This window comes from Paracoccus liaowanqingii (assembly GCF_004683865.2).
In the GTDB taxonomy this organism is placed as follows: Bacteria; Pseudomonadota; Alphaproteobacteria; order Rhodobacterales; family Rhodobacteraceae; genus Paracoccus; species Paracoccus liaowanqingii.
In genome coordinates, this window is the sequence record NZ_CP040761.1 from 118,113 (window position 1) to 141,634 (window position 23,522).

Consider the following 23,522-nt stretch of genomic DNA (forward strand, 5'->3'; position numbering starts at 1 on the left):
TCTGTCCTTCAAATCAGGTGATTGGCGGCCAGAAAGCCATCCAAATCGGATTGCTGCCCGGCCGTCAGGGGCCAGGCCGAGGGGGCCCGGGTGGGGCCGCAATCATGGCCCTGCGCGATCAACGCGGCCTTGACGCCGGTGACATTGGTGCCGTTCATTTCCTGCGCGCGGATGTCTTCGAAGACACGCATGCGGTCGATCAGGGCATTGGCGGCGTGATAGTCGCCGGCCTCTAAGGCCGCATGGATGGCCACGGAATGTTCGGGCCAGACATTGATCAGCCCCGAGGTGAAGCCCCGCGCGCCCACCGCATAGAAGGTCGGCGCCCAGACCTCGGCCAGCCCGCCGACCCAGACAATCGACGGATCGCAGGCGGCGCGGGCCTCGGCCAGCTTCTGCGGGTTCGGCGTGGCCCATTTCACGCCGCGCACGCCGGGCACGGCGCAGAGATCGGCGATGGCGCGGGTGCCGATGGCATCGTTGCGCAGATAGATCATCATAGGCAGCCCGCCCGAGGCGTCCGACATGGCATGCAGGTAATCCACCACGCCGCGCGGGGCCACGAAGGGATCGGGCGGCTGATGGATCATCAGCGCCGCAGCCCCCGCATCGGCCGAGGCGCGTGCCAGCCGCTGCGCATCGCGCAAGCCCCGACCCACGCCTGCCAGCAGCGGCGCGCGACCGTCGATCAGCCCGGCGACCTCCCGGACCATCGTGCAGGCCTCGTCCGTGGTCAGGGCGTAGAATTCGCCCGTATTGCCGTTCACGACCGGCATGTGCAGGCCCGCCGCTAGGGCGCGGTCCAGAAGGGGCGCCAGCCGCGCGGGCGCGACATCGCCCGCCGCGTCATAGGGCGTCACGAGGATGCCCGAGATGCCTGTCAGGGCCTGATCCAGCGTCATCATCAGAAGATCTCCGGCTCGCCTGCCGAGGGGCCGAAGCCACGCTCGAGGAAATCGAAATCGCAGCCCTTGTCGGCCTGCGTCACATGTTGCGAGAACATCCAGCCATAGCCACGTTCGTAATGAGGCTTGGGCGGGGTCCAGGCGACGCGGCGGGCCGCGATCTCCTCCTCGGGAACCAGCATGTCCAGACGCCGCGCGGGCAGATCCAGCCGCACGATGTCGCCGGTCTTCAGCAATGCCAGCGGGCCGCCGATATAGGCCTCGGGGGCGACATGCAGCACGCAGGCGCCGTAGGAAGTGCCAGACATGCGCGCATCCGAGATGCGCAGCATGTCGCGGTGGCCCTGCCGGATCAGCGCCTTGGGGATGGGCAGCATGCCCCATTCCGGAAAGCCGGGGCCGCCAAGGGGCCCGGCATTCCTCAGCACCATCACCGTGTCGGGCGTCACGTCCAGATCGTCGTCATCCACCGCCGCCTTCATCTCGGGATAGCTGTCGAAGACCAGCGCCGGGCCCTCGTGGATGTGGTATTTCGCGTCGCAGGCAGCGGGCTTGATGACCGCACCGTCGGGGCACAAATTGCCGCGCAGCACCGCAAGCGAGCCCTCGTGATAGACCGGGTTCGACAGGGGCCGGATCACATCGTCGTTGTGGACCACGGCGCCCTCGAGGTTCTCGCCCATGGTCTTGCCAGTGACGGTCAGGGCGGTCAGGTCCAGCCGCTCCTCGATCTGCTTCATCAGCGCGCGCAGGCCCCCCGCATAGAAGAAGTCTTCCATCAGGTAATCCTTGCCCGAAGGGCGGACATTGGCGACCAGAGGTGTCTCGCGGCCAAGTGCGTCCAGATCGTCCAGCGTCAGATCGACGCCCGCGCGCCGTGCCATGGCGATCAAGTGGACCACGGCATTGGTGGAACAGCCCGTGGCCATTGCCACGATGGCGGCATTCCTGACGGCGGCGGCGGTGACGATGCGGTCCGGCGTTAGATCCTCCCACACCATGTCGACGATGCGGCGCCCGCAATCGGCAGCCATGCGCTGATGGCCGCTATCGACCGCCGGCACCGAGGAGGCGCCGGGCAGGGTCAGCCCCATCGCATCGGCAATGGCGGTCATCGTGCTGGCCGTGCCCATGGTCATGCAGACGCCCGCGGACCGCGCAATGCCGCCCTGCAGCCCCTGCCATTCGGTGGCGCCGATATTGCCCGCGCGCCGTTCGTCCCAGTATTTCCACGCATCCGAGCCCGACCCGAGACGCGCCCCTGCATAATGGCCCGACAGCATCGGGCCCGCGGGCAGATAGATCATCGGTACGCCCGCCGTCAGCGCGCCCATGACCAGCCCCGGCGTGGTCTTGTCGCAGCCGCCCATCAGCACCACCCCGTCCAGCGGATGGGCGCGGATCTGTTCCTCGGTCTCGATCGCCAGCAGATTGCGATAGAGCATCGAGGTCGGCTTGTTGAAGCTTTCATCTACTGACAGAGAGGGCAGCTCGACCGGCAGACCCCCCGCCTGCAGCACGCCGCGCTTCACATCCGCCGCGCGCTCGCGGAAATGCGAATGACAGCTGTTCAGTTCGGACCAGGTGTTCAGGATGCCGATGATCGGGCGACCCATGAAATCGGCCTCGGAATAGCCCAGCTGCATCATCCGCGACCGGTGGCCGAAGCTGCGCAGGTCGTCGGGGGCGAACCAGCGGGCGGAACGCAGGTCGGCGGGGGTCTTCTGGGTCATGTCATCTCCGGAGGTGGCGGGGGCGGTCATTCTTCACCGCCGAGTTTCAGGGGATTGTCGGCATCCGGACGCCGCGACATGCGGTACTCGCCATAGAGCTGCCAGAGGATCGACAGCACCGCGAGCACGAGGAAGACCCCCGAGATCGGGTTGGTCAGAAACCCCGTGTAGTCGCCGCGCGACAGTTGCAGCCCGCGGCGGAAGCTGGTTTCCGCCATCGGGCCAAGGATAAAGCCAATGATGAAGGGCGCTGTCGGAATGCCCGCCTTGACGAAGGCGAAGCCAAGCACGCCAAAGGCCAGGATCGTCCAGATGTCGAAGATGCGGCTGGCCAGGCCGAAGGCGCCGACCGCGCACAGGACCAGAATGACCGGCAACAGGATATGCTTGGGGATGGCCAGCAGCTTGATGAAGATGCGCAGGCCCCAGAATTCCAGCACCAGCATCAGGAAGGCCGAAACGATCAGCGCCGCGAAGATCGTATAGACGAGCGGCGCCTGCGTGATGAACAGCATCGGTCCCGGCTGGATGCCGTGGATCATCAGCCCGCCCAGCATGATCGCGGTGACCGCGTCGCCCGGAATGCCAAGCGTCAGCAGCGGGATCATCGCGGCGCCGATGCCGGCGTTGTTCGCGGTCTCGGGGGCCACGATGCCCTCGATGGTGCCGGTGCCGAACTTCTCGGGGGTCTTGGACCGCTTCTTGGCCGCGATATAGGCGATGATGTTCGACGTGCCCGCCCCGATGCCCGGCAGGATGCCGATGCCGATGCCGATCAGGGCCGAGCGTGTGGCATTGGGGATCTGGCCCAGAAATTCGGCCATCGTGAAGCCGAAGCCCTTGATCTTGACGATCATCGGCGCGGTCCCGGCGATCTGGCTGCGCGAGGTCTCGGCCACCTTGATGATCTCGGCCACGGCGAACATGCCCACCAGCACGGTCAGGATGGAAAAGCCTGCGTTCAGCTCGACTTGTCCAAAGGTGAACCGGGTCGTCGCATCGACCGGGGCGATGCCTACGGTGGACACCGCAAATCCCAGCACGCCTGCAAAGATCCCTTTGGCCATCGAGCCCGAGGACAGCGTGGCGATCAGGGTCAGCGAAAACACCGCAATGGCGAAGTATTCATGCGGCCCGAAGGTCAGCGCGATCCGCGCCAGTGACGGCGCAATGAAGGCCAGCGCGGCGATCGAGGCAATGGTGCCCAGAAACGAGAACACGATGCCCACGCCAAGCGCTTTGGCACCCTCGCCCTTTTCCATCATCGGGCCGCCCTCAAAGGTTGTGGCGATCGACGACGGAGTACCGGGGATCTTCAAAAGGATGGCCGAGATCAGACCACCGGATGTCGCGCCCACGAAGAGTGCGATCAGCAGGCTGATGCCGGCAGCCGGCCCCAGCCCATAGGTCATGGGCAGGCACAGCGCGATGGCCATGACGGCCGTCAGGCCGGGCACGGCCCCGAAGATGATGCCCACCACGGTGCCCGCAACCATCAGCGCGAAGATCTGCGGCGACAGGACGGCCGCGAAGCCCTGGATCAGAAGATCGAACATGGGTCCACTTTCAGTTCAGCCACGCGACCAGCGGGCCGGCGGGCAACAAAAGGTCAAAGCCGAAGCGGAAGGTCATGAAGATCACCGCGGCAGAGGCAACGGCCAGCCCTGCATAGAGCGGCACCGGAGGACGGGTTTCGCGCGGCGTCAGGACCAGGAACTGCAGGAACAGGTAAAGCGCCGTGGCCAGCGGAAAGCCCAAAGGCCGCAGCGCGGCGATGAACCCCGCGATCAGCAGCAGGGTCAGCATGACGGTCACGATCCCCTCGCGCCCGGTTCGCGCGGTCGGGGAAGGCTGGCGCCGCCACGCTCCGACCATCTCGATCAGCCCGAGCGCAATCATCATCCAGGCCAGCATGCCCGGCACGGTGGCCGCATCGACCCCCTCGCGTTCAGGCAGGTTGCCCGCCATGCGCAGATAGGCGATGCCCGCGCCGGTCATCGCGGCGCCCACGATCACATCCTTGAGCCGCATGCGGCTGCCCTCCCCTAAATGGTACATCAGCCTGCGGCGCAGACCTTGCCGCGCCGCAGCCTGCGGATCAGCGTGCGGCCTGCAGCGCCTCGCGATAGGGCATGTAGGCGTCGCGGATCTCGTTCAGGCGGGTCATCGCCTCGTCCTGGGGCAGGAAGGCCACGGGCTGCTTGAAGCCCTGCTCCAGATCCTCCGCATATTCCGGAACTTCGGCAATCTGGGCCATCACTTCACCCATCTTGGCGACGATCTCCGGATCGGTGCCATCGGGGAAGGCGATGATATACGGATTGTTCATGATGAAATCGACGTCCTGTTCGGCGAAGGTCGGGACATCGCCCAGCAGCGGATTGCGCTCTTCGTTGGGCTGGCCCAGCACGACCATCTGGCCCGCCTCGACATAATCCTGCACCGCACCATAGGCGATGCCCGCCAGATCGATGCGACCGCCCAGCAGCGAGGCGATCTTTTCGGAGGCCGAGCCCGTGTCGACGATGGTCATCTCCGCCCCTGTGCCTTCCTGAAAGATCAGGCCCTGCAGATGCGAATAGCCGCCGAATTCGGTGCCGAAGGTCACGCTGCCTGGCTCGCGCGCCGTGACGTCGGCGACCGAGGTCAGTTCCGACGCGGCGCTGGCCACGAAGACGGCGCCTTGGTCGATGGCGGGGATGCAGCAGATCTCGAATTCGTCGATGCCGTAATCGGCAAGGCCCGAGACCTCGGTCACGATCAGGTGGCCGGTATGGCCGAACAGCATGGTATAGCCATCGGGATCGGCCTCGCGCACGGCTGACGTCGCGATGGTCGCGCCGCCGCCGGGCATGTTGGTGATGACCATACCGGTGCCGGTGATCTCCTCGAAATACCGCGCCATGGTGCGGGCGTTGAAATCGGTATCGCCGCCGGGGCTAGCACCGATGATGACGTTAATGGTGCGCTCGGGCCATGCCGTCTGCGCCAAGGCGCCAGTTGCCATGACGCCTGCCGCCGCAGTCGTGAGTGCCAAAAGAACAGTGGTTTTCATCGCAACTTCCTCCCTGAAGATCGTATGGGCCTCTCCCCACAGATAACGCACTAGTATATTTGTGCGTGATGCGCAACCGTGTTCAACGTTGCGCAGCGCACGGAATGCTGGCAGCGGTCGGAGTGTTGGACGGGAGCACGAAACGAAGATGCAGATGCAGGCACGGCGACGCACGCGGGCGGATCTGGTCCATGACCACCTGCGCCACATGATCGTGACGCAAGATCTCCAGCCTGGCCAACCGCTGATCGAGAAGGATCTGTGCGAGACCTTCGGCGTCAGCCGGACGCCCTTGCGGGAGGCGATCCTGCGGCTGGCCGAACATGGCTTGATCACGGTGGCGCCCCAGCATGGCACCTTCGTCGCTCAGATCTCGCCGCGCGACGTGCGTCTGGCGCATTTCCTGCGCGAGAACCTCGAGGTCCCGGTAATCCGGCGCCTGACGCTGCAGCCCCGGCGCGATCTGGACGCGGTGCGCGCCATCCTGCTGGACCAGAAGATCCTGGCCGCGCGTGACGACCGGGCGGGGTTCATCCTGTTGGACGACCTCTTCCACGAGGCGCTGTTCGACGCCTGCGGCCTGGCCGAACTGTGGGGGGTGATCCATGCCAAGAAAGGGCATCTGGACCGGGTTCGCTTTCTTCAGGGCAGCTTGCGCGGCGGAGTGACTGCCCCCCTGGCGCAGCACGAGGCCATCGTCGAAGCAGTGGCCGCGGGCGATGCTGATCGCGCGGCCTCGCTGCTGCGCGCACATGTCGCGGGGTCGCTGGAGTTCATGGAACGCCAGCTGCGAGAACGGCCCGAGCTGTTCCGCCCCGGCCCCGACGGGCAGCCGGATCTTGAGCGATGAGGCCCGAGGGATTAGGATTGATCGTCGCCATCGTGTTTTGCACCGACCCATGAGAACCAAACCATGAATGTTCAGCCCGGCCCGGGGATCATCGAGGATCTGCGCGCCCGCATCCTGTCGCTTGACCTTGCCCCCGGCGCGGCCTTGTCGCGGGCGGACCTGTCGGCGCGCTATGGCATCAGCTCCACGCCCTTGCGCGACGCCCTGCTGCGGCTCCAGGACGAGGGGCTGGTCCAGATCCACCCTCAGGCTCGCACCTCGGTCAGCCGGATTGATCTGGATCTGGCGCGGCAGACGCACTTCCTGCGCAGCGCCGTTGAGGTCGAGATCGCTGCGCAACTGGCGGCAAGGCCGCCGGCGGGACTGGCCGACGAACTGTGGCAGCTGATCGACTTGCAAGCCGTCGAGGCGGCGGAGGACCGGCTGAAGGCGTTCGGCACACTGGATCAGGCCCTCCACGACGCGCTCTTCCGCCACGCCGGGCTGATGCAGGTGCAGCGGATGATCCGGCGCGAGAGCATCCATATAGACCGCCTTCGCGCGCTGCACCTTATGCAACCGGAGAAAGCGCGCCAAATTCTGTCCGATCACCGCAGTATCGCTCAGGCAATTGGCCAAGGAGACCCGGCAGGAGCAGCCCAAGCGATGCGCCAACATCTTTCGCAGTCTATTCTCTTCGGTGAACGTTTGACCGCTCAGGATCCGCAATACTTCACGTCCGCCGCGCGGTAGCAGGCCGATCCCTCGACCCTGGCCGAAATCACGACGGCTTCCGTCACCCGTTTCTAGAAGATCAAAAAAGCCGAGAGCGAGCCAGTCCTCATTATTGCAGCTCTGACGCCGCGCGTGGTCGTTGCGCTTCCGTGACAACCTAGAGGTGGTCCATCCCCGGAATTGGTCCGGTTTCGGCGGCCGTGTTGATCGCTGAAATGCCGGAACTCGGCGGGATGACCGCAGGAGAGGCTGCAGCCATGTTAGGTCTTGCTCCCATGCCGCATGACAGTGGCACAATGGGCGTCAAGCGTAAGATCGCCGGAGGACGGCGAACTCTGCGGCATGTTCTCTTCCAAGCCACAATCGCCGCCGCGTCTCACAACCTCATCCTCAAGCCACTGGCGAAGCGCTTCAAAAAGCGCGGAAAGCGCCACAAGATGGTCATCATTGCAGTCGCGCGAAGGCTGGTAACAATCGCGAACACGATTCTCAAAACAGCCACTCCATGGCGAACTAACCTAATTGGGTCAGCACAGGTGCCTGCGAGTGGGGCCTTCCCGGTGGGAACCCTCGTTGTCATCTTCCGATCACCGGCGGCATCCCAAGACCGTGCACCGATGTATGCTGTTGACGCTGCGGCTTACGGGCGTTTGCCGAACTCGGCATCGGCGCGCTTCCAGGCTAGAGCTTGATCCGACAGGGTGAAGCCGAGCCCGCGACGGTTAGGCACGATCATCCGGCCGTCCCGGTTCTCGAGCCGCTCATTAAACAGCGGGTCCAGCCAGTCGAAATGCTCTACCCAAGGTTCGAGCTCATAAGCGGCGGCCAGATGCAGGTGGATCTCCATGGCGAAATGCGGGGCGAGCTTCAGCTTCTTCTGCTCGGCCAGCGCGCAGATCCGCAGAAACTGGGTGATACCGCCGACGCGCGGCGCATCGGGCTGGATGAAATCGACCGCGTTCTTCTGGATCAGGTCGATATGCTCGGCGACGCTGGCCAGCATCTCACCAGTGGCAATCGGCGTGTCAAGCGCTGCGGCCAGCGCGGCATGGCCTTCGCTGTCATAGGCGTCCAGCGGCTCTTCGATCCATACAAGGTTGAAGGCCTCCAACTGGCGGCAGGCCCGCATTGCGGCCGGGCGGTCCCATTGCTGGTTGGCGTCGACCATCAGCGACGCCCGCCCGCCGATCCGGTCGTTCACCGCCGCTACGCGCCGCAGGTCTTCGGCCATGTCGGGCTGGCCGACCTTGATCTTGATGCCGCCGATCCCCTGCTCGATGGACCGCTCTACATTGTCCAGCACCTCTTCCAGCGGCGAGGACAGGAACCCACCTGAGGTGTTATAGCACTGGACGGATTCGCGATGCGCGCCCAACAGCTTGGACAGCGGAAGCCCGGCCCGCTTGGCCTTCATGTCCCACAGCGCGATGTCGAAGGCCGCAATCGCCTGCACCGCCAGCCCGCTGCGCCCCACCGAGGCACCGGCCCAAGCCAGCTTGGTCCACAGCCTAGAGATGTCGTTGGGGTCTTCCCCCAGCAGCACCGGCGCGATCTCCTTTGCATGTTCGAGCTGCCCCGGCCCGCCAGCCCGCTTGGAATAGCTAAAGCCGATGCCGGAATGCCCGTCCACCGTCTCCATTTCAGCAAAGAGGCAGGCGACTTCGGTCAGCGGCTTCTGCCGACCATTCAGTACCTTGGCATCGCTGATCGGCGTTTTCAGCGGCAGATGGATCGCCGAAAGGCGGATCCAGGCGATCCTATCGCCCTGCGATGTCTGCGATGCGGCCGAGAGGTTGGCAAGGTGACTGGTCATGTGCGCGAGCCTTTAACGATCTGATTTCGGCAGAGGCTATTGCGATCCACTCCTCTATGTCCAAGATCATTTTTAGCAAGAATCTATACGGATACAGAATGGATGATCGAACTCCTGCAAGTCCGCTACTTCGTGATTCTGGCCGAGGAGCTGAACTTCAGCCGTGCGGCTCTGCGGCTAAACATCTCGCAACCACCACTCAGCCGGCATATCCAGCAGCTGGAGCAGCAGTTGGACGTCCGCCTGTTCGAACGCACCAGCCGCCGGGTGACCCTGACACCTGCCGGTCTGGCCTTCCTGGTGGAAGCGAAGCGCCTTCTGGCTCAGACCGATGCCGCGGTCATCGCCACGCGGAGGGCGGCGCGGGTCGTGCTGGGCAAGCTGACCGTGGGCTTCGTCGGGGCGGCAACTTACGAAGTCTTGCCGCAGCTGGTGCACATAACCCGGACAGAGCTGCCCGGGGTGGAGCTGGAGTTGATCCAGTTGGAGACTGCAGAGCAGAACGAGGCCCTGCGCGCCGGGCGCATCGACCTTGCCCTCTCACGCCCGTTGGAGAGCGGGGCGATGATCGACTGCATCCGCATCGCACATGAGCCGATGATGCTGGCGATCCCGCAAGACCACCCCCTTTCGATCCGTCGCCGCCCGCCCGCCGAGACGCTGGAGGGTGAGCCCTTCATTATGTTCGCCCCGGCCGCTCGCTATCTGCACGACATGCTGACCGGGCTTTTGCAGAAGGCCGGCATTGCCCCGCGGGTAGTGCTGCAGATGACCCATTCGCAGGCCATTCTCTCGCTGGTCAGCACCGGGATCGGACTGGCCATGGTGCCAGCGTGCGCGCGCAATGCCAGCTTCGACAACATCGTGTTCCGTCCCCTGGCGCGTCCTCTCGCCTGCCATGCCGATATGTTTGCCAGCTGGTCACGCGATAATGACAACCCCGTCCTGCGCCGGACACGCGAGATGCTGCGGCCCTGCTGATGCATCGGGACGCGCTGCTTGCTGAGATGCCGCCGTGGCCGCTCAGGCGGCGGCCGGTAACGGGAGCCCTGCGGCATGGGCTAGCCCTGCCAGCCGCTGCCACAGGGCATCCGAAACCGGCACGCCCTCGGCCAGTGCGCGCCTTCGCTTCGCCGCCGCTGCATCCCCCGGCACCCGCACCGGCCCGCTATTGCCCGCTGCAAGCGGGCTGCTGCGGCAAGCCTCCGCCAGATGGTCAGATTGCGCGGTAAAAGCATCAAGTCCTGCAAAGGCCTCAGGGTCAATGACTTGTAGATAGGCGCTTTGCGCTAACGGCCCCGGCGGCGTATTTGCCCGGCCGCGGCCCGACAGCCCCTGCCCCAGCAGTTCCACCATCAGCCCCAGCCCATAGCCCTTGTGGCCCTTGAGAGCCCCGCCGAGCGGCATCATCGATCCGCCCCGATCGGTCACTTCGCGCGGATCGTCGGTTGGCTCGCCCGCGGCGGTCAGCGCCCAGGCCTCGGGGAAGCGCTCGCCGCGCGCGGCGAGGCTCTGAGTCATGGTGGTGGTGGTGATCGAGCAGGAGACGTCAATCAGCACCGGATCAGCCGAAGTCGGGAAGCCCGCCGCAATCGGGTTCGGCGTCAGCACCGGCTTTGTCCCGCCATAGGGCGCAACGCGGGAGGCGGCGGGGTTCGACACATTCATCTGCACGATCAGCCCACGCTCAGTCACCCGCCGCATGAAGGCCGACAACGCGCAGGTGTGATGGGCATTGCCGATCACACCCGTCACCACACCGAACTCCCGCGCCCGCGCGCAGGCTAGATCCAGCGCCCCGGTCAGCAGCCAGGCTCCGGGCAGGCTGTTGCCGTTCCACACGAAACTGGCGCCGCGATCGGTGACCACGTCATAGGTGCCAGCCCGGGCCATTCGGCCCTCGGCCAGCTCGTCGAGATACCAGGGCAGCAGGCCGACACCATGGGTGTCATGCCCGATCATATCTCCTTCCACGAGCACGGTGGCGGTGGCTGCGGCCTTGTCCGCCTCCATCCCCCCCTGCGCAAGCAACTCTTGCGCAAAGACAACCAGCGCGCCATGCTCGATCCGGGCCATCAGCTGCGCCCGGCGATCAGGTCCTGCATCATCTCGACCTCTTCGCCGGTCAGGTCGGTCAGCGGGGCGCGCACCGGACCGGTGGTAAAACCGCGCAGCGCGACGCCGGCCTTGACCGCCGACACGGCATAGCCGGCCCGGCGGTCGCGGATGGCGGCAAAGGGATAGTAGAACTCGCGCAGCAGCTGCTCACATGTCGCATCGTCGCCCTTCATCAGCGCACCGTGAAACGCCAGCGCGGTCTCGGGCACGAAGTTAAACACGGCTGAGGAATAGGTCGGCATTCCCGCACCCTTGTAAGCCTGCGCAAACAGCTCATGCGTCGGCATCCCCCCGATATAGGACAGCCGGTCCCCCAGCATCACGGTCACCCGGCGCACCATGTCGATATCACCGGTGCCGTCCTTAAAGCCGACGAGGTTAGGGCACTCGTCCGCCAACTGCGCAAGCGTTTCGGCTGAGACCCGGGCCTGCCCACGATTGTAGACGATGACGCCCATGTTTGTGGCCCGGCACACTGCGCGGATGCGGTTCGCCACGCCCTCCTGCGGGGCCTCGGTCAGATAATGGGGCAGCAGCAAGATGCCATCGCCGCCCGCCGCCTCGATCTCACGCGCCATGTCGCAGGCGATCCTGGTGCCATAGCCGCAGCCGGCAATCACCGGCGCGCTGCCCGAGACGGAGCGCGCGGTGCGCACCACCTGGACCACTTCGGCGGGGGTCAGCGAAAACAGCTCGCCGGTGCCGCCCGCCACGATCAGCCCCGCGACAGGAAAGCTGGACAGCCATTCCAGATGCGCTGCAAAGGGCGTGGGGGCGAAATTATCCTCGCCGTCGAACGGGGTGACGGGGAAGGACAGAAGGCCGTGGCGGATGATCTCGCGCAGTGCATCTGGGGCGATCATGGGGAATACTCCTGAAGAAAGGGGAAAAGGGGGTCAGCCGCGCAGGTCTTCCGGCAGCAGGGCCTCGGGAAGGTTCTGGAAGCACACCGGGCGCATGAAGCGGCGGATGGAGAGGGTGCCGACGCTGGTGGCACCGAAGTTCGTGCTGGCAGGGTACGGGCCACCGTGGACCATCGAGTCGGCCACTTCGACGCCGGTTGGGAAACCGTTCACCAGCACCCGGCCGGCTTTCTGCTCCAGCACCGGCAGCAGGCGGCGGGCGAGGTCGATGTCAGCGTCCTCCATGTGAAGCGTAGCGGTCAGCTGGCCTTCAAAGCCTTTGGCCAGCGTCTCCATCTCATCGGCGCCGCTAACGCGGACGACGAGGCCAAGGGGGCCAAAGACTTCCTCGCCCAGAGCATGGTCCTGCAAGTAGCTGGCGGCGTCGGTCTCATAAAGGTTCGGTGCGGCGGTGCGGCCCTCGCTCTCGGTCACCAGCACCGGCTTCACGGCGTTGCGAGTATCGAAGCGCGCCTTGCCGCCCAAGTAGGCCTTGGCGATGCTGTCGGTCAGCATCACCTGGGGCGCGACCTTGTCCAGTGCTTCGGCGGCGGCCTTGACAAAAGCGTCCCCGGTTGGGCCCACCTCCACGACCGCGATACCGGGGTTGGTGCAGAACTGGCCCGCACCCATGGTCAGCGATCCGGCCCAGCCAGCTCCGATGGCGGCACCGCGCGCCGATGCTGCCTCGGGAAGGATGAACATCGGGTTGACGCTGCCAAGCTCGCCGAAGAACGGGATCGGCTCAGGCCGCTGCGCGCAGAGGTCGAAGAGCGCGCGCCCGCCGCCCAGGCTGCCGGTGAAGCCGACGGCGCGGATCTGCGGATGCTGCACAAGCGAGGTGCCGACGTCGCGCTTGCCGCCCTGGATAAGGCTGAAGACGCCCATAGGCATGTTGCAGGTCTCGATGGCCGCCAGTACGGCTTCGGCCACGATCTCGCCGGTGCCGGGATGCGCCGAATGGCCCTTCACGACCACCGGGCAGCCGGCCGCCAGCGCCGCGGCGGTGTCGCCCCCGGCGGTGGAAAAGGCGAGCGGGAAGTTCGAGGCGCCGAAAACGGCGACCGGGCCGATGGGCCGCTGCATCATCCGTAATTCCGGCCGCGGCGGGGTGCGGTCCGGCTGCGCCGTGTCATAACGGCGATCGAGGTAGTCACCCTTGAGAATATGCTCGGCGAAAAGGCGCAGCTGTCCGGTGGTGCGGCCCCGCTCACCGTTCAGGCGGGCTTCGGGCAGGCCGGTCTCCTGTGTGCCGATCTGGGTGATGGCAGCAGCCCGAGCCTCGATTTCATCAGCGATGGCGTTGAGGAACGCCGCCCGTTCAGCGCGTGTCATGGCCGCATAGGCTGTGAAGGCCGCAGCAGCGGCCTTGCAGGCCTGATCGACCAAATCCGGCGTGCCGACAGCGAAGTCATGCACCGGGCCGGAAGCGGGCTCCGACCGGAAGGTCGCCGCGCCGGCAACCCACTTGCCAGCGATCAGGTGCTTGCCATGGGGGGTGAAGTCCTGTGTCATCGGGCATTCCTTCTCGGTTTTTAGAACTATTGGGCGCCGTTCAGTGCCCGTTGGAGTTGCGCCATTCGGCAATGAGAGCGAGGTTGCTCTCATCAGTCGCGTGATAGAGACTGATAGTCGTGGCGCCGCCTTGACCCGCTCCACCCCGAGATCTTCATAAGGCGGTCATCTCCACCGCCTCATTGGCAATTTCCGCCGGGATCACGATCACGCTGTCATCGTCGCCGACCACGATATCGCCAAGGAACGCCGGCACGTCACCGCACCCGATCGGCACGTTGATGTCGATGACTTCGTGCTGCGTCTGGCTCGTCGGGCTTCACCAATTTCTTGGACAGCGAAAGCGCTGGCAGCTTCTTCAGGAAGCCGCTCGCGTGCAAGATCCCCCGCTTCACCCATCCCGCCCGGTCGCGGAAGAGCATGCGGCCGGGCTGCGCCTCAAACCAGGTTTTGAGGATCGCGATGGTCGGCTTATCGTTCCAGTCTTCCGGCCGATAGCCCGTCTGCACGGTGCGTGAGCGATGCCCGGACAAGCGCATATCAGAGGGGCCCGTCCAGCGAGCGGATCGCAGCTCTGCATAGGTTCTCCTAGTGCTCATGGGATCCTCCCGACAAGTCTTGGCGCGGATTCGGCGGAGCCACACCTGTATTAGTACTAATATTTCAGACGTTCAGGTATATCAATAGCCATTGTGCTGAGAAGGTAGACGACCTACGCTTCGCACAAAGAGGATGGTGCCATGAACAGCTCGCTCGCCGCCACATTCGGTCTGGCCGATACCGGCCATTCACCACAGGGCGGCAGCACGGTGCAGCGGGTCTATGACAGCCTACGCCAGCAGATCATCACGCTGCAGTTGCCGCCCGGGACTACCCTGTCGCGCACCGATCTGACCGACACCTACGATGTCAGCCAGACCCCGATCCGCGAGGCTTTGCAGCGGCTCAAGCAAGACGGGCTGGTACAGATCTACCCGCAGTCCAAGACCGTCGTCACCCGCATCGACGTGCCACAAATCTACGAGGCGCATTTCCTGCGCGTCGCTTTGGAAACCGAGGTGGTGCGTCGGCTAGCTGAGGATTGCGAGGCCGCTACCCTCACCCGCGCCCGGTCGATCATCCGCATGCAGGAGGCGGTGGCCGAAGATCCTGGCCAAGTGGCGATTTTTCAGGAACTGGACGAGCTGTTCCACCAGACCCTGTTCGCCGGGCTCGGCCGCTCTGGGCTACACCAGCTGGTGCGCGAGCGCTCGGGGCATCTTGAAAGGGTGCGGCGGCTGCATCTGCCCGAGGCCGGCAAGATCCTGACCATCCTCTCCGGCCACCGCCGGATCATCGACGCCATCGTCGCCAAGGACCCCGAGGCCGCCATTGTCGCGATCCGCGACCATCTGAGCCGCACCGTCGCCCGGGTGGAAGAGTTGCGCCGGGAAATTCCCGACTACTTCGCCTAATCAGGCGCGGCAGGGCCGCGCCCCCTGCGTTTAGTTGACTGGCGTCAGCAGCGCGCGCCCGGCGAAGAACGCGGCCAAATTGTCCACCACTAGCTGCGCCATCTTGTCCCGCGTCTCCTCGGTACCGCTGGCGTGGTGGGGGTATAGCACGACAGTGTCGAGCTCGCGGAACGCCGGGTCCGGGTTCGGTTCGTTCTCGAACACGTCGAGCCCGGCGCTTCCAAGCCGCCCCTCCTTCAGCGCCGCAATCAGCGCCGGTTCATCCACCACTGACCCGCGGGCGATATTGATAAAGCTGCCTTCGCGCCCCAAGGCCTCCAGCGCCGCGGCGGACACGATGGCGCGGGTCCCTGCCCCGCCCGAGGTCGCTGCCACCAGAATGTCGCACCACTCTGCCAGCGCCACCACATCCGCGAAGTAGCGATACCCTGTGTCCGGCTTCTCGCTACGCCCATAATAGCCGACCACCAGCCCTAGCGCCGCGCAGCGCTTAGCGATCGCACTGCCGATCCGCCCCAGCCCGACAATACCCACAGTCTTGCCAGCCGTGCTCTGCGTCAGCGGGATCGGGCCGCTGCGGCCCCACTCCCCCGTGCGCACGTGTCGGTCGCCCTGCACCAGCCGGCGCCGCGCCGCCAAAAGCAGCATCAGCGCGGTATCGGCCACATCATCGGTCAGCACATCGGGCGTATTGGTCAGCCGCACCCCGGCGCGGGTCATCGCCGGCACATCCATCGTGTCGTAGCCAACCGAGGAGGAGGCCGCGATCTTCAGGTTCGGCAGCTGCGCCAGAAACGTCTCGTCCACCGTCACATGGCCGTTGCAGACCATCGCCTTGCAGCGCGGGCCGACCTCGGCCAGCATTGCCGCCTTGTCCTCGGCAAGGTCAAGCCGGTGCAGGGTATAAGCTTCTTCCAACTGCGCCATCTGGCGAGGACGGACCGGGTAGGCAATAAGGACATCGGGTTTCATGCGGTCAGCAATCCTTCAACATGGCGTGCCTCGCGGCGACGTGCCTGCACCTCGGGATCGGGGTCCAGGCTCGCAGCCAGGAGCGCGCGGGTATAGTGCTCACGGGGCGCATCGAAGATTTGCCGGACAGTGCCCTCTTCGACGATCTCACCCTCTTTCATCACGATTACGCGGTCCGCGAAATCGCGCACCACCGGCAGGTCATGGGCAATGAACAGGTATGATAGGCCAAACTCGCGACGCAGGCCCTCCAGCAGTTCGATCACCTGCGCCTGAATGGACACGTCCAGCGCCGAGACCGCCTCATCACAGACGATCAGTCGCGGCTCCAGCGCCAGCGCACGGGCGATGGCGATGCGCTGGCGCTGCCCGCCGGAAAACTGGTGCGGATAGCGCTGCGCCATCTCGGGCGACAGACCAACCTTGGTCAGCAGCTCCGCCACCCGCGCGCGCCACTGGCTCCGCGGCAGGATCTCCGGATGGATCGCCCAGGCTTCGGAGATCAGCTGATAAACCGACATCCGCGGGTTCAGTGACTGAGTAGGGTCCTGGAATACCATCTGGATCTCGCGCCTGAGCCCGAACAGCTCCTTGGGTGCCATCGTCACCAGATCGCGGCCCTTGTAGAAGGCCTGCCCGCCCGAAGGCTCCTCCAGCCGCAGCAGCGCCCGCGCAAGCGTCGACTTGCCGGAGCCGCTTTCGCCGACCACTGCCACTGTCTCGCCGGGCATGATGGTGAAGCTGACACCCTTTAGCGCATGGAATGAACCGTAATGCTTGGATAGCCGCTCCACCCGCAACAGCGGTTCGCCGCCGCGGTCTCGCTCTACCGGCATCGTGCCCTTGCCGGGGGCAGCACCGATCAGCTTCCTGGTGTAAGGATGCTGTGGGTTACGGTATACTTCGGCCGCATCGCCCGTTTCAACAATGCGGCCGCTGTTCATCACCACTACGCGGTCGGCAATCTCTGCCACCACGCCAAGGTCATGCGTGATCAGCAGCAACCCCATCCCGGTTTCGGCCTGCAACTCTTCCAACAACGCTAGAACCTGCGCCTGCACAGTCACGTCCAGCGCGGTCGTGGGCTCATCAGCGATCAGGATGTCGGGCTTGAAAGCCAGTGCCATGGCGATCATCAACCGCTGGCGCTGCCCGCCGGAAAACTGGTGCGGGTACTTCACCATCGCCTCGGCGGGCTGGGGAATGCCCACCCGGTCCAGCAGCGCCAGTGCCCGGTCACGCGCTTCGGCGGCGGGGGTGCCATGCGTCGTCATCATCTCGGCGATCTGCCAACCGACCGTATAGACCGGGTTCAGGTGCGCCAGAGGATCCTGAAAGATCATAGCAATCCGCGCGCCGTTGATGCGCCGCCGCTCCTCAGCGGTCATCTTCAGCATGTCCTCGCCGTTCAGCAGAATGCGCCCGCTGGTGATCTTGCCGGGCGGCATGTCGATCAGGTTCATGATCGCCGACGCAGAAACGGACTTGCCCGATCCGCTCTCCCCCAGGATCGCCAGCGTCTCGCCGCGGCCAAGGTGCCAGCTGACATCCTGCACCGCCTTCACGGTGCCGCCTGCGGTGTGAAACTCCACCGACAGATCGCAGACTTCCAGCAAATGGTCAGTCATTCTTGCGCCCCCCCATTTCGAGCCGCCAGCGCTGCACCGGGTCCAGCGCGATCCGCATCCAGTTCGACAGCAGGTTCAGCGACAGTGTTGTCAGGATGATCGCCAGGCCCGGCCAGAACGACAGCCACCACGCATTTGTCAGGTAGGGCCTGCCTTGAGCAACCATCAGGCCCCAAGTGATTTCTGGCGGCTGGATGCCGATACCGAGGAACGATAGCGAGCTTTCCGCCAGCATCACAAAGGCAAAATCCAGCGTGCCGATGGTCAGCAGCGTCGGCAGCACCACCGGCAGGATATGGCGGAACACGATACGCATGTCGGATGCGCCCATGACCTTGGCCGCCTGCACAAACATCCGCTCGCGCACCTCCAGCACCTCGGCACGCGCGGTGCGCAGGTAGACGGGGATCCGGGTGATCGCCAGCACGATGATGATGTTAAAGACCGAAGGATCGAGCATATAGAGCACGATCACCGCCAGCAATAGTGAGGGAAAGGACATGATGACGTCCCCCAACCGCAGGATCACCTGACTTGCCCGCCCGCGCAGCCAGCCCGCCGCAAGGCCGAGGGTGGAGCCGATCAGGGCTGAGAAGAACACCGCCCCTGCCGCGATCATCATGGTGTTCTGCGCGGCGACGATGATCCGCACGAGCAGCGGCCGGCCAAGCGCATCGGCGCCAAGGACAAACGTCCAGTCGCGGGCCATGTCGAAGGGCGGCGCATTGCGGCCGCGCAGGTTCTGCTTGGTCGCGGCATCTTCTAGCAGCAATGGGCCAATCAACGCGCAAGCAACCACCATCAGCAGAAACAGCACGGCGCAGAAAGCGAACTTATCGCGCCACAGCAGGCCGATGACGATGGCGAGGCCGCTTTTACGGTGCGGCTGGCCGGTATTCGGGGCAGTCTGGGTCATGGTCATTACTCAATACCGGATGCGCGGATCGAGCAGCGCATAGGCCAGATCGATCAGCAGGTTCATGAGGAAAATCGCCAGCGCCGAGACCATGATTGCGGCCAGCACCACATTAAAGTCGCGCTGCAGGATGCTATCGATCATCAGCTTGCCGATGCCGGGAAAGCCGAAGATCGTCTCGACGATCACCGCGCCGTTCAAAATGCCGGCAGCCTGATCGCCGAGCACCGTGATCACCGGCAGCATCCCATTGCGCAGACCGTGCACGAAGATAATGGGGCGGTTGCGCACGCCCTTTGCACGGGCAGTCTTCACATAGGCCGAAGAGAGCACCCCAATCATCGAGCCGCGCACCACTTGCAAGATCAGCCCGAACGGCCGGATGAACAGCACTGACACCGGCAGCACCCAGTGCCAGATCGTGCCCGTGCCAGATGTCGGCAACCAGCGCAGGTTCACCGCGAAGACGACGATGGCGACAATGGCCAGCCAGAAATCGGGGGCCGAGGCGCCGATCAGCGAGAAGAAGGTGGCGATGCGGTCGAAGATGCCACCAACGCGGAACGCCGCCAGCGAGCCGATGACAATGGCGAAGAAGGTGACCAGAAGCATAGTCACGCAGGCCAGCCGCAAGGTCCACGCAAATCCCTCCAGCACCACATCGATAGCCGGGCGCGCCTGGCGCAGCGACATGCCCAGGTCCAGCACCGCAAGATCGGCAACATAGCGGCCGAACTGCACCATCATGGGATCGTTCAGACCGTTGAGCTCGCGGAACTGCTCGCGGGCCTGCAGCGAGGCATCGACGGGCAGGTAGAGGTCAGTCGGATCGCCGGTCAGCCGCGACAGGAAGAAGACCATAATCACCAACCCGACCAGCGAGATTGCGCTGGCCACGGCCCGTTGTCCGATGAATTTTTTCATGCCTGTCCCTCCCACCAATGGCAACGGGGCGGCAGATGCCGCCCCGTCCCGGGTCTTACTTGAAGCCGATCTGCGACAGTTGCAGCTCGGAGTTGGTCGCAATGGTGGGCTTGAAGTCCAGGCGCGGGCTCACGCGGCTGAAGCCGACCATGTGGAACAGCAGCACGTCGCCGATATGCTCTTCATGGATGCTGGTCATCGCGTCAGACCAAAGAGCCGTACGCTCTTCACCAGTCGCCGCGGTGGCCTTGGCGATCATCTCGTCAAGCTCAGGGTAGACAAGGCCGGACTGCTGCCCCTCGGTGCCATACTTGAAGTACATCGAGAAGACCGGGTCGCCCTTTGCATTGTCATGCTGCGCGCTGACCATCTGCGGACCGCGATCCTCGGCGAAAGGGCGGTTGTAGTAGGAGTTGTATTCACCCACTTCCAGCATCTCGAGCGACACGGTGAAGCCAACGTCCTGGAACATCGCCATCAGCGCCTCCAGCACCTCGGCATCGTTCGGGAACAGCCCGATGCGGCCGATGATGCGGATCGGCGTATCCACCGTCACCCCGTCGGCCTTGGCCTCGGCCAGCAGCTCGCGGGCGCGATCCGGATCGAAGGCGTAGGGCTTGAGATCGGCGTTGTAGCCAGCCGTCGAGGGCGGCACTACGGCCGTGGCCAAGATCGCCTCCAGTGCCATCAGCGTGCCGATGAAGGCCTCGCGGTCGACGGCAAGGTTTAGCGCCTCGCGCACCCGGCGGTCATTCAGGGGGGCCGTGGCATGGTCGAGCCGCAGATAAGTGGTTTCCGAGTTCGGGTAGGCGAAATCGGTGTCGGGGTTGGTCGCTTCCAGCTCGCTGATCACCGGGGCAATGTCGGCCTCACCCACTTCGACCATCGCAGCGCGCACTGAACTGTCGCTGCGGAACACATAGGTCGCCTTGGCCACCGCAGGCATTTCGCCCCAATATTCCTCGCGCCGTTCCAGGACAATATTAGTGCCCATGTTGCGCTCTGTCATCTCGTAGGGGCCGGTGCCGACCGGGGTCTGCACATATTCCAGCGGGGTCTCTTCCGGGACGATGGTCAGCGAGGACATCAGCAGCGGCAGAATCGGCTGCGCCGGGTCGGAGGTGATGTCGACGGTGGTGTCATCGACCGCGACGGCCTTGATCTCGAATCCACCGAAATACTTGCCGCCGATCTCGCAGCTGATCTGGTCGCTGATCGAGCGTTCCAGCGAATGCACCACATCGCTGGCACCGAACGGGGTGCCGTCCGAGAAGCTGACACCGCTGCGCAGTTTAAAGCGCCAGGTGCCGGCCTCGGTCTCTTCCCAGCTTTCTGCCAGCTTAGGCAACAGCTCGGCCGTGCTCGGCTGAAACACGGTAAGCGTTTCCGAGATGTTCTGCAGCAGCACGCGGCCAATGTTGGACTGCGACGCCATGCAGGGATCGATAAGCTCCAGCTCTTCGCTGAGCACGATGGTCACGGCATTATCGTCCTGCGCGAAGGCCGCCGTTCCGAGAAAGGCCCCCAGCAGCAGGCTTGTAGTACATGTCAGTTCACATGTCATGGAATGTTTCCTCCCCAAAACTTCCGGTAAATGCCGGCCCGCCCGCACGTTTGGGCAAATCGACGGACCGAAAAGACGAATCATCTCTTAGGGCCCAATTGAAATATTAGTTCATCTGAGATTTTTGTGAACTACTTATTTGCAGGATCTTACTGCTGTTGGCGGTTTAGGAACCGTCCGGCGGCATCCGATGGCGCCCGTAACGCGCCCCGCCCGCGGCGATCAGCGTGGCGCTGAAGATCACGGCCGCACCGATCCAGGTCGAGACCCCGGCAACCTCGCCGAAGAACACGAAGGCCATCGCCGCCACCACCGGGAGTCGCAGAAAATCCAGCGGTGCAAGGAATGAGGCTTCGGCCAGTGCGAAGGCCCGCGTCAGCAGCGTCATGTTCAGCGCCCCAAGTGCGCCTTGCAGTGCCAGCAGCCCAAACTGCACGGGCGTCGGCGTCTGCCAGACGAACAGTGCCGCCAGAAGGCCAAGCGGGGCCATCGTCAAGAGGTTCCACGCCACCAGCCGGTCAGTCGTGTCGCGCAGCGCCATGCGCCGCAGCATCAGCTGGATCACCGCCGTCAGAACCGCCCCCGCGAGTGCAAAGGAAAGCGCGGGGTTCATCCCGCCCTCCCCCGGCCGGATCACGATCAGCATTCCTGCAAAGCCCGCGACCACTGCCAGTAGCTTGGGCAGCGTCATCCGCTCTCCCAGCACCGCCCATGCCCCCAACGTCAGGAAGATCGGCATGGTAAAGTTGATCGCCACCACATCCGACAGCGGCGCATGGGCAAAGGCCACAAAAAAGGCCACCAGCGAGGCCAGCTTCAGCCCTGCCCGCACCAAATGCAGCCAGCGATACGGCGAGGCGGCAAGGTCCACCCGCGTCAGGATCCAGGGCAGCACTACAGCAAGGCCAAAGGCAGCGCGGGTGAAACCGATGATCAGCGGATGCACCTCACCCGCCAGGAGCCGCACGATCACCGCATCGGCCCCGTTCAGTACGGCCGCAACCCCCATAAGTGCCGCCGCGATCGGAACGGCACGCCCGTCTGTCTGAACCGGCACTGGCATTACTCCTCGACAGCGGCACTCAAAACAGGATGATTTAAAATGCTAATATACCAAATTAAGTAACTGCAAAAGCTGCCGCTCTCCGGCACATTGCTTTCAGGGGGATGCGCCTCGATCGTGGCGGCTATCTTTCTCTGATGGCAGGACTTGGCGGGATAAGCAGCGAGCGCTCTCGCAGGTCCGGCTCGACGACGACGCGATGACCCCGTCGCTTGATCCTAGAACCGACCGCAGTCTTCACCCGCATACTTCCGGTGCCGCTGCATGGAGCTGGTGGGAATGATCTGCAAGCTCCAGTTTTGGCCCAAGCTGCGGCCCTCTCAGTAGTGCTGCCAGCTCGCCGCCTAAGAACTCACCGGTTATTTGTGTCATGCCGTACGGTTTGCAACAGAACCGCACAGACCGCCTATCTGAAGATGAGCGCCGAGGAGGGCAATCTGATCACCCCAACCAACAACATCCTGACGCCGGCCCCGGTCCTTCCAGCCTGCCAGACCACATTGCGGGGGCGCATCGAAACTTGCCGTGCTGGCAAGTCGGTCCTACGTCGTGCGACCGGAACATCGTACGGCGTGCCTGGGGACATCCCGGACCCCGAATGATGCCCGCCACTAGGCCATCAGACGATTTGCCATATCTGGCTACCCTGTATAAGACATGTTGGACAGGTGGAGATATTTTAATGGCCATACCCAAGGAACGACTTTCCGCCAAAGTCGCGGATGCACTGCGCAGCGAGATCGCCGAGGGACGGGTCAAGCCCGGCGACCGCCTGCCCTCGGAATCCCGGCTGACCGAGATCCATGGCGTCAGCCGCACCGTCGTGCGCGAGGCCATCGCAACACTGTCCTTCGAGGGACTGGTTGAGGCCCGCAAGGGTGCTGGCGTCTTCGCGCAAGAGGCGCGGTCCGGCCCCTTTGTCAATTTGGATGCCGGGCGTGTCTCCTCGATTATCGAGTTGCTGGAGCTGCGTATCGCGGTCGAAGTGGAAAGCGCGGCTTTTGCCGCATTACGCCGTAGCCCAGTGCAGGAAGAGCGAATAGCCACCGCCAATCGCGCCGTCATTGACTGCCTGGAGGCCGGGCAGCCTACCCGGGACCTGGATTTTGCCTTTCACCTGGCTATCGCAGAGGCAACCAACAACCCCCGTTTTGCCGAGTTTCTGTCGCTGATCCGCATCGGGATCATTCCGCGAGGCAAACTGCAGACCGGACAGGATGACGTGCGCCCGCGCGACTACAATGTTCATCTGCAGGGCGAACATGACGCCATTTGCCGCGCCATCTTTTCAAGCGACGAAGGCGCTGCGCGCGAGGCGATGCGCACCCACCTGAGGGGTAGCCTTGCCCGGTATCGAGCCCTTCTTCACGATACCAATCATACAGGTTCTTGACAT

Annotated in this window: 21 protein-coding genes and 2 pseudogenes; 6 read left to right on the forward strand and 17 right to left on the reverse strand. The window is 64.3% G+C overall.

What is annotated here, in order from left to right:
- Window positions 1-8 precede the first annotated feature (8 nt).
- From E4191_RS18100 to E4191_RS18120, 5 genes are all read right to left on the reverse strand, one after another.
- Window positions 9-905 (reverse strand): dihydrodipicolinate synthase family protein, encoded by an 897-nt coding sequence (locus tag E4191_RS18100; protein WP_139615840.1) that lies wholly within the window; start codon window positions 903-905, stop codon window positions 9-11.
- Window positions 905-2,638, reverse strand: a complete 1,734-nt coding sequence (araD, locus tag E4191_RS18105) for an L-arabinonate dehydratase (protein ID WP_139615841.1) — start codon at window positions 2,636-2,638, stop codon at window positions 905-907. Before araD ends, E4191_RS18100 begins: the two co-directional genes overlap by 1 nt.
- A gap of 26 nt (window positions 2,639-2,664) precedes the next feature.
- On the reverse strand, window positions 2,665-4,194 hold the full coding sequence (locus E4191_RS18110; RefSeq protein WP_139615842.1) for a tripartite tricarboxylate transporter permease: 1,530 nt from the start codon (window positions 4,192-4,194) through the stop codon (window positions 2,665-2,667).
- A 10-nt stretch (window positions 4,195-4,204) separates the two neighbouring features.
- Complete coding sequence (locus tag E4191_RS18115) at window positions 4,205-4,669, reverse strand: tripartite tricarboxylate transporter TctB family protein (protein WP_176562800.1); 465 nt, start codon at window positions 4,667-4,669, stop codon at window positions 4,205-4,207.
- A 67-nt stretch (window positions 4,670-4,736) separates the two neighbouring features.
- A complete protein-coding gene (locus E4191_RS18120) occupies window positions 4,737-5,693 on the reverse strand; it encodes a tripartite tricarboxylate transporter substrate binding protein (RefSeq protein WP_139615844.1) in 957 nt (318 codons plus the stop codon).
- Window positions 5,694-5,847: 154 nt separating this feature from the next.
- Here E4191_RS18120 and E4191_RS18125 point away from each other — a divergent pair, with 154 nt between their 5' ends.
- The 3 genes from E4191_RS18125 (at window position 5,848) to E4191_RS24290 (ending at window position 7,949) form a co-directional block, all read left to right on the forward strand.
- Window positions 5,848-6,543 (forward strand): GntR family transcriptional regulator, encoded by a 696-nt coding sequence (locus tag E4191_RS18125; protein ID WP_228461828.1) that lies wholly within the window; start codon window positions 5,848-5,850, stop codon window positions 6,541-6,543.
- A gap of 63 nt (window positions 6,544-6,606) precedes the next feature.
- Window positions 6,607-7,275: a GntR family transcriptional regulator gene (locus E4191_RS18130; RefSeq protein WP_139615846.1), complete on the forward strand. Its 669-nt coding sequence runs from the start codon at window positions 6,607-6,609 to the stop codon at window positions 7,273-7,275.
- Window positions 7,276-7,436: 161 nt separating this feature from the next.
- The gene (locus tag E4191_RS24290) at window positions 7,437-7,949 is read left to right on the forward strand and encodes a transposase (RefSeq protein ID WP_228461843.1); all 513 of its coding nucleotides are present in this window, start codon (window positions 7,437-7,439) and stop codon (window positions 7,947-7,949) included.
- Here E4191_RS24290 and E4191_RS18140 read toward each other — a convergent pair.
- Window positions 7,898-9,070, reverse strand: coding sequence for an L-talarate/galactarate dehydratase (locus E4191_RS18140; RefSeq protein WP_139615847.1), 1,173 nt, complete (start codon window positions 9,068-9,070; stop codon window positions 7,898-7,900). The two genes, E4191_RS24290 and E4191_RS18140, sit on opposite strands and share 52 nt — an antisense overlap.
- A 102-nt stretch (window positions 9,071-9,172) precedes the next feature.
- Here E4191_RS18140 and E4191_RS18145 point away from each other — a divergent pair, with 102 nt between their 5' ends.
- On the forward strand, window positions 9,173-10,051 hold the full coding sequence (locus E4191_RS18145) for a LysR family transcriptional regulator (protein ID WP_139615848.1): 879 nt from the start codon (window positions 9,173-9,175) through the stop codon (window positions 10,049-10,051).
- 42 nt (window positions 10,052-10,093) lie between these two features.
- Here E4191_RS18145 and E4191_RS18150 read toward each other — a convergent pair whose 3' ends face one another.
- From E4191_RS18150 to E4191_RS18165, 5 genes and pseudogenes are all read right to left on the reverse strand, one after another.
- The gene (locus tag E4191_RS18150; protein ID WP_139615849.1) at window positions 10,094-11,146 is read right to left on the reverse strand and encodes an Ldh family oxidoreductase; all 1,053 of its coding nucleotides are present in this window, start codon (window positions 11,144-11,146) and stop codon (window positions 10,094-10,096) included.
- Window positions 11,146-12,051, reverse strand: a complete 906-nt coding sequence (locus E4191_RS18155; protein ID WP_135816632.1) for a 5-dehydro-4-deoxyglucarate dehydratase — start codon at window positions 12,049-12,051, stop codon at window positions 11,146-11,148. The genes E4191_RS18150 and E4191_RS18155 overlap by 1 nt, the downstream gene beginning before the upstream one ends.
- A gap of 33 nt (window positions 12,052-12,084) precedes the next feature.
- Window positions 12,085-13,605, reverse strand: a complete 1,521-nt coding sequence (locus tag E4191_RS18160) for an aldehyde dehydrogenase (NADP(+)) (protein WP_139615850.1) — start codon at window positions 13,603-13,605, stop codon at window positions 12,085-12,087.
- 40 nt (window positions 13,606-13,645) lie between these two features.
- A pseudogene (locus E4191_RS24755) lies at window positions 13,646-13,924 on the reverse strand (ribonuclease activity regulator RraA); the annotation flags it as partial.
- Window positions 13,920-14,204: pseudogene (locus tag E4191_RS18165) on the reverse strand (dihydroxy-acid dehydratase); the annotation flags it as partial. The pseudogenes E4191_RS24755 and E4191_RS18165, both read right to left, overlap by 5 nt.
- A gap of 141 nt (window positions 14,205-14,345) precedes the next feature.
- Between E4191_RS18165 and E4191_RS18170 the strand changes: the two are divergent.
- A complete protein-coding gene (locus tag E4191_RS18170) occupies window positions 14,346-15,059 on the forward strand; it encodes a GntR family transcriptional regulator (protein WP_139615852.1) in 714 nt (237 codons plus the stop codon).
- 30 nt (window positions 15,060-15,089) lie between these two features.
- Here E4191_RS18170 and E4191_RS18175 read toward each other — a convergent pair whose 3' ends face one another.
- The 6 genes from E4191_RS18175 to E4191_RS18200 all read right to left on the reverse strand — a co-directional run bounded on the left by E4191_RS18175 (window position 15,090) and on the right by E4191_RS18200 (window position 22,072).
- The gene (locus E4191_RS18175) at window positions 15,090-16,031 is read right to left on the reverse strand and encodes a 2-hydroxyacid dehydrogenase (protein WP_135816628.1); all 942 of its coding nucleotides are present in this window, start codon (window positions 16,029-16,031) and stop codon (window positions 15,090-15,092) included.
- A complete protein-coding gene (locus tag E4191_RS18180; RefSeq protein ID WP_139615853.1) occupies window positions 16,028-17,659 on the reverse strand; it encodes an ABC transporter ATP-binding protein in 1,632 nt (543 codons plus the stop codon). Before E4191_RS18180 ends, E4191_RS18175 begins: the two co-directional genes overlap by 4 nt.
- On the reverse strand, window positions 17,652-18,575 hold the full coding sequence (locus E4191_RS18185) for an ABC transporter permease (protein ID WP_139615931.1): 924 nt from the start codon (window positions 18,573-18,575) through the stop codon (window positions 17,652-17,654). Before E4191_RS18185 ends, E4191_RS18180 begins: the two co-directional genes overlap by 8 nt.
- Window positions 18,576-18,584: 9 nt before the next feature.
- Window positions 18,585-19,499, reverse strand: coding sequence for an ABC transporter permease (locus E4191_RS18190; RefSeq protein ID WP_139615854.1), 915 nt, complete (start codon window positions 19,497-19,499; stop codon window positions 18,585-18,587).
- A 55-nt stretch (window positions 19,500-19,554) separates the two neighbouring features.
- Window positions 19,555-21,063 carry an ABC transporter substrate-binding protein gene (locus tag E4191_RS18195; RefSeq protein WP_139615855.1) on the reverse strand — a complete coding sequence of 503 codons (1,509 nt, stop codon included), beginning with the start codon at window positions 21,061-21,063 and terminating at the stop codon, window positions 19,555-19,557.
- Window positions 21,064-21,229: 166 nt separating this feature from the next.
- A complete protein-coding gene (locus E4191_RS18200) occupies window positions 21,230-22,072 on the reverse strand; it encodes a DMT family transporter (protein WP_228461844.1) in 843 nt (280 codons plus the stop codon).
- A gap of 736 nt (window positions 22,073-22,808) precedes the next feature.
- Here E4191_RS18200 and E4191_RS18205 point away from each other — a divergent pair.
- Complete coding sequence (locus tag E4191_RS18205) at window positions 22,809-23,519, forward strand: FadR/GntR family transcriptional regulator (protein WP_139615857.1); 711 nt, start codon at window positions 22,809-22,811, stop codon at window positions 23,517-23,519.
- The last annotated feature ends 3 nt before the right edge of the window (window positions 23,520-23,522 follow it).

Coding starts and splice junctions, on each gene's coding strand:
- E4191_RS18115 (WP_176562800.1), bottom strand. CDS start 4,669: ATGCGGCTCAAGGATGTGATCGTGGGCGCCGCGATGACCGGCGCGGGC.
- E4191_RS18155 (WP_135816632.1), bottom strand. CDS start 12,051: ATGATCGCCCCAGATGCACTGCGCGAGATCATCCGCCACGGCCTTCTG.
- E4191_RS18110 (WP_139615842.1), bottom strand. CDS start 4,194: ATGTTCGATCTTCTGATCCAGGGCTTCGCGGCCGTCCTGTCGCCGCAG.
- E4191_RS18120 (WP_139615844.1), bottom strand. CDS start 5,693: ATGAAAACCACTGTTCTTTTGGCACTCACGACTGCGGCGGCAGGCGTC.
- E4191_RS18150 (WP_139615849.1), bottom strand. CDS start 11,146: ATGGCCCGGATCGAGCATGGCGCGCTGGTTGTCTTTGCGCAAGAGTTG.
- E4191_RS18195 (WP_139615855.1), bottom strand. CDS start 21,063: ATGACATGTGAACTGACATGTACTACAAGCCTGCTGCTGGGGGCCTTT.
- E4191_RS18140 (WP_139615847.1), bottom strand. CDS start 9,070: ATGACCAGTCACCTTGCCAACCTCTCGGCCGCATCGCAGACATCGCAG.
- E4191_RS18125 (WP_228461828.1), top strand. CDS start 5,848: ATGCAGGCACGGCGACGCACGCGGGCGGATCTGGTCCATGACCACCTG.
- E4191_RS18175 (WP_135816628.1), bottom strand. CDS start 16,031: ATGAAACCCGATGTCCTTATTGCCTACCCGGTCCGTCCTCGCCAGATG.
- E4191_RS18100 (WP_139615840.1), bottom strand. CDS start 905: ATGATGACGCTGGATCAGGCCCTGACAGGCATCTCGGGCATCCTCGTG.
- E4191_RS18180 (WP_139615853.1), bottom strand. CDS start 17,659: ATGACTGACCATTTGCTGGAAGTCTGCGATCTGTCGGTGGAGTTTCAC.
- E4191_RS18200 (WP_228461844.1), bottom strand. CDS start 22,072: ATGGGGGTTGCGGCCGTACTGAACGGGGCCGATGCGGTGATCGTGCGG.
- E4191_RS18185 (WP_139615931.1), bottom strand. CDS start 18,575: ATGACCCAGACTGCCCCGAATACCGGCCAGCCGCACCGTAAAAGCGGC.
- E4191_RS18190 (WP_139615854.1), bottom strand. CDS start 19,499: ATGAAAAAATTCATCGGACAACGGGCCGTGGCCAGCGCAATCTCGCTG.
- araD (WP_139615841.1), bottom strand. CDS start 2,638: ATGACCCAGAAGACCCCCGCCGACCTGCGTTCCGCCCGCTGGTTCGCC.
- E4191_RS18170 (WP_139615852.1), top strand. CDS start 14,346: ATGAACAGCTCGCTCGCCGCCACATTCGGTCTGGCCGATACCGGCCAT.
- E4191_RS18145 (WP_139615848.1), top strand. CDS start 9,173: ATGATCGAACTCCTGCAAGTCCGCTACTTCGTGATTCTGGCCGAGGAG.
- E4191_RS18160 (WP_139615850.1), bottom strand. CDS start 13,605: ATGACACAGGACTTCACCCCCCATGGCAAGCACCTGATCGCTGGCAAG.
- E4191_RS18205 (WP_139615857.1), top strand. CDS start 22,809: ATGGCCATACCCAAGGAACGACTTTCCGCCAAAGTCGCGGATGCACTG.
- E4191_RS18130 (WP_139615846.1), top strand. CDS start 6,607: ATGAATGTTCAGCCCGGCCCGGGGATCATCGAGGATCTGCGCGCCCGC.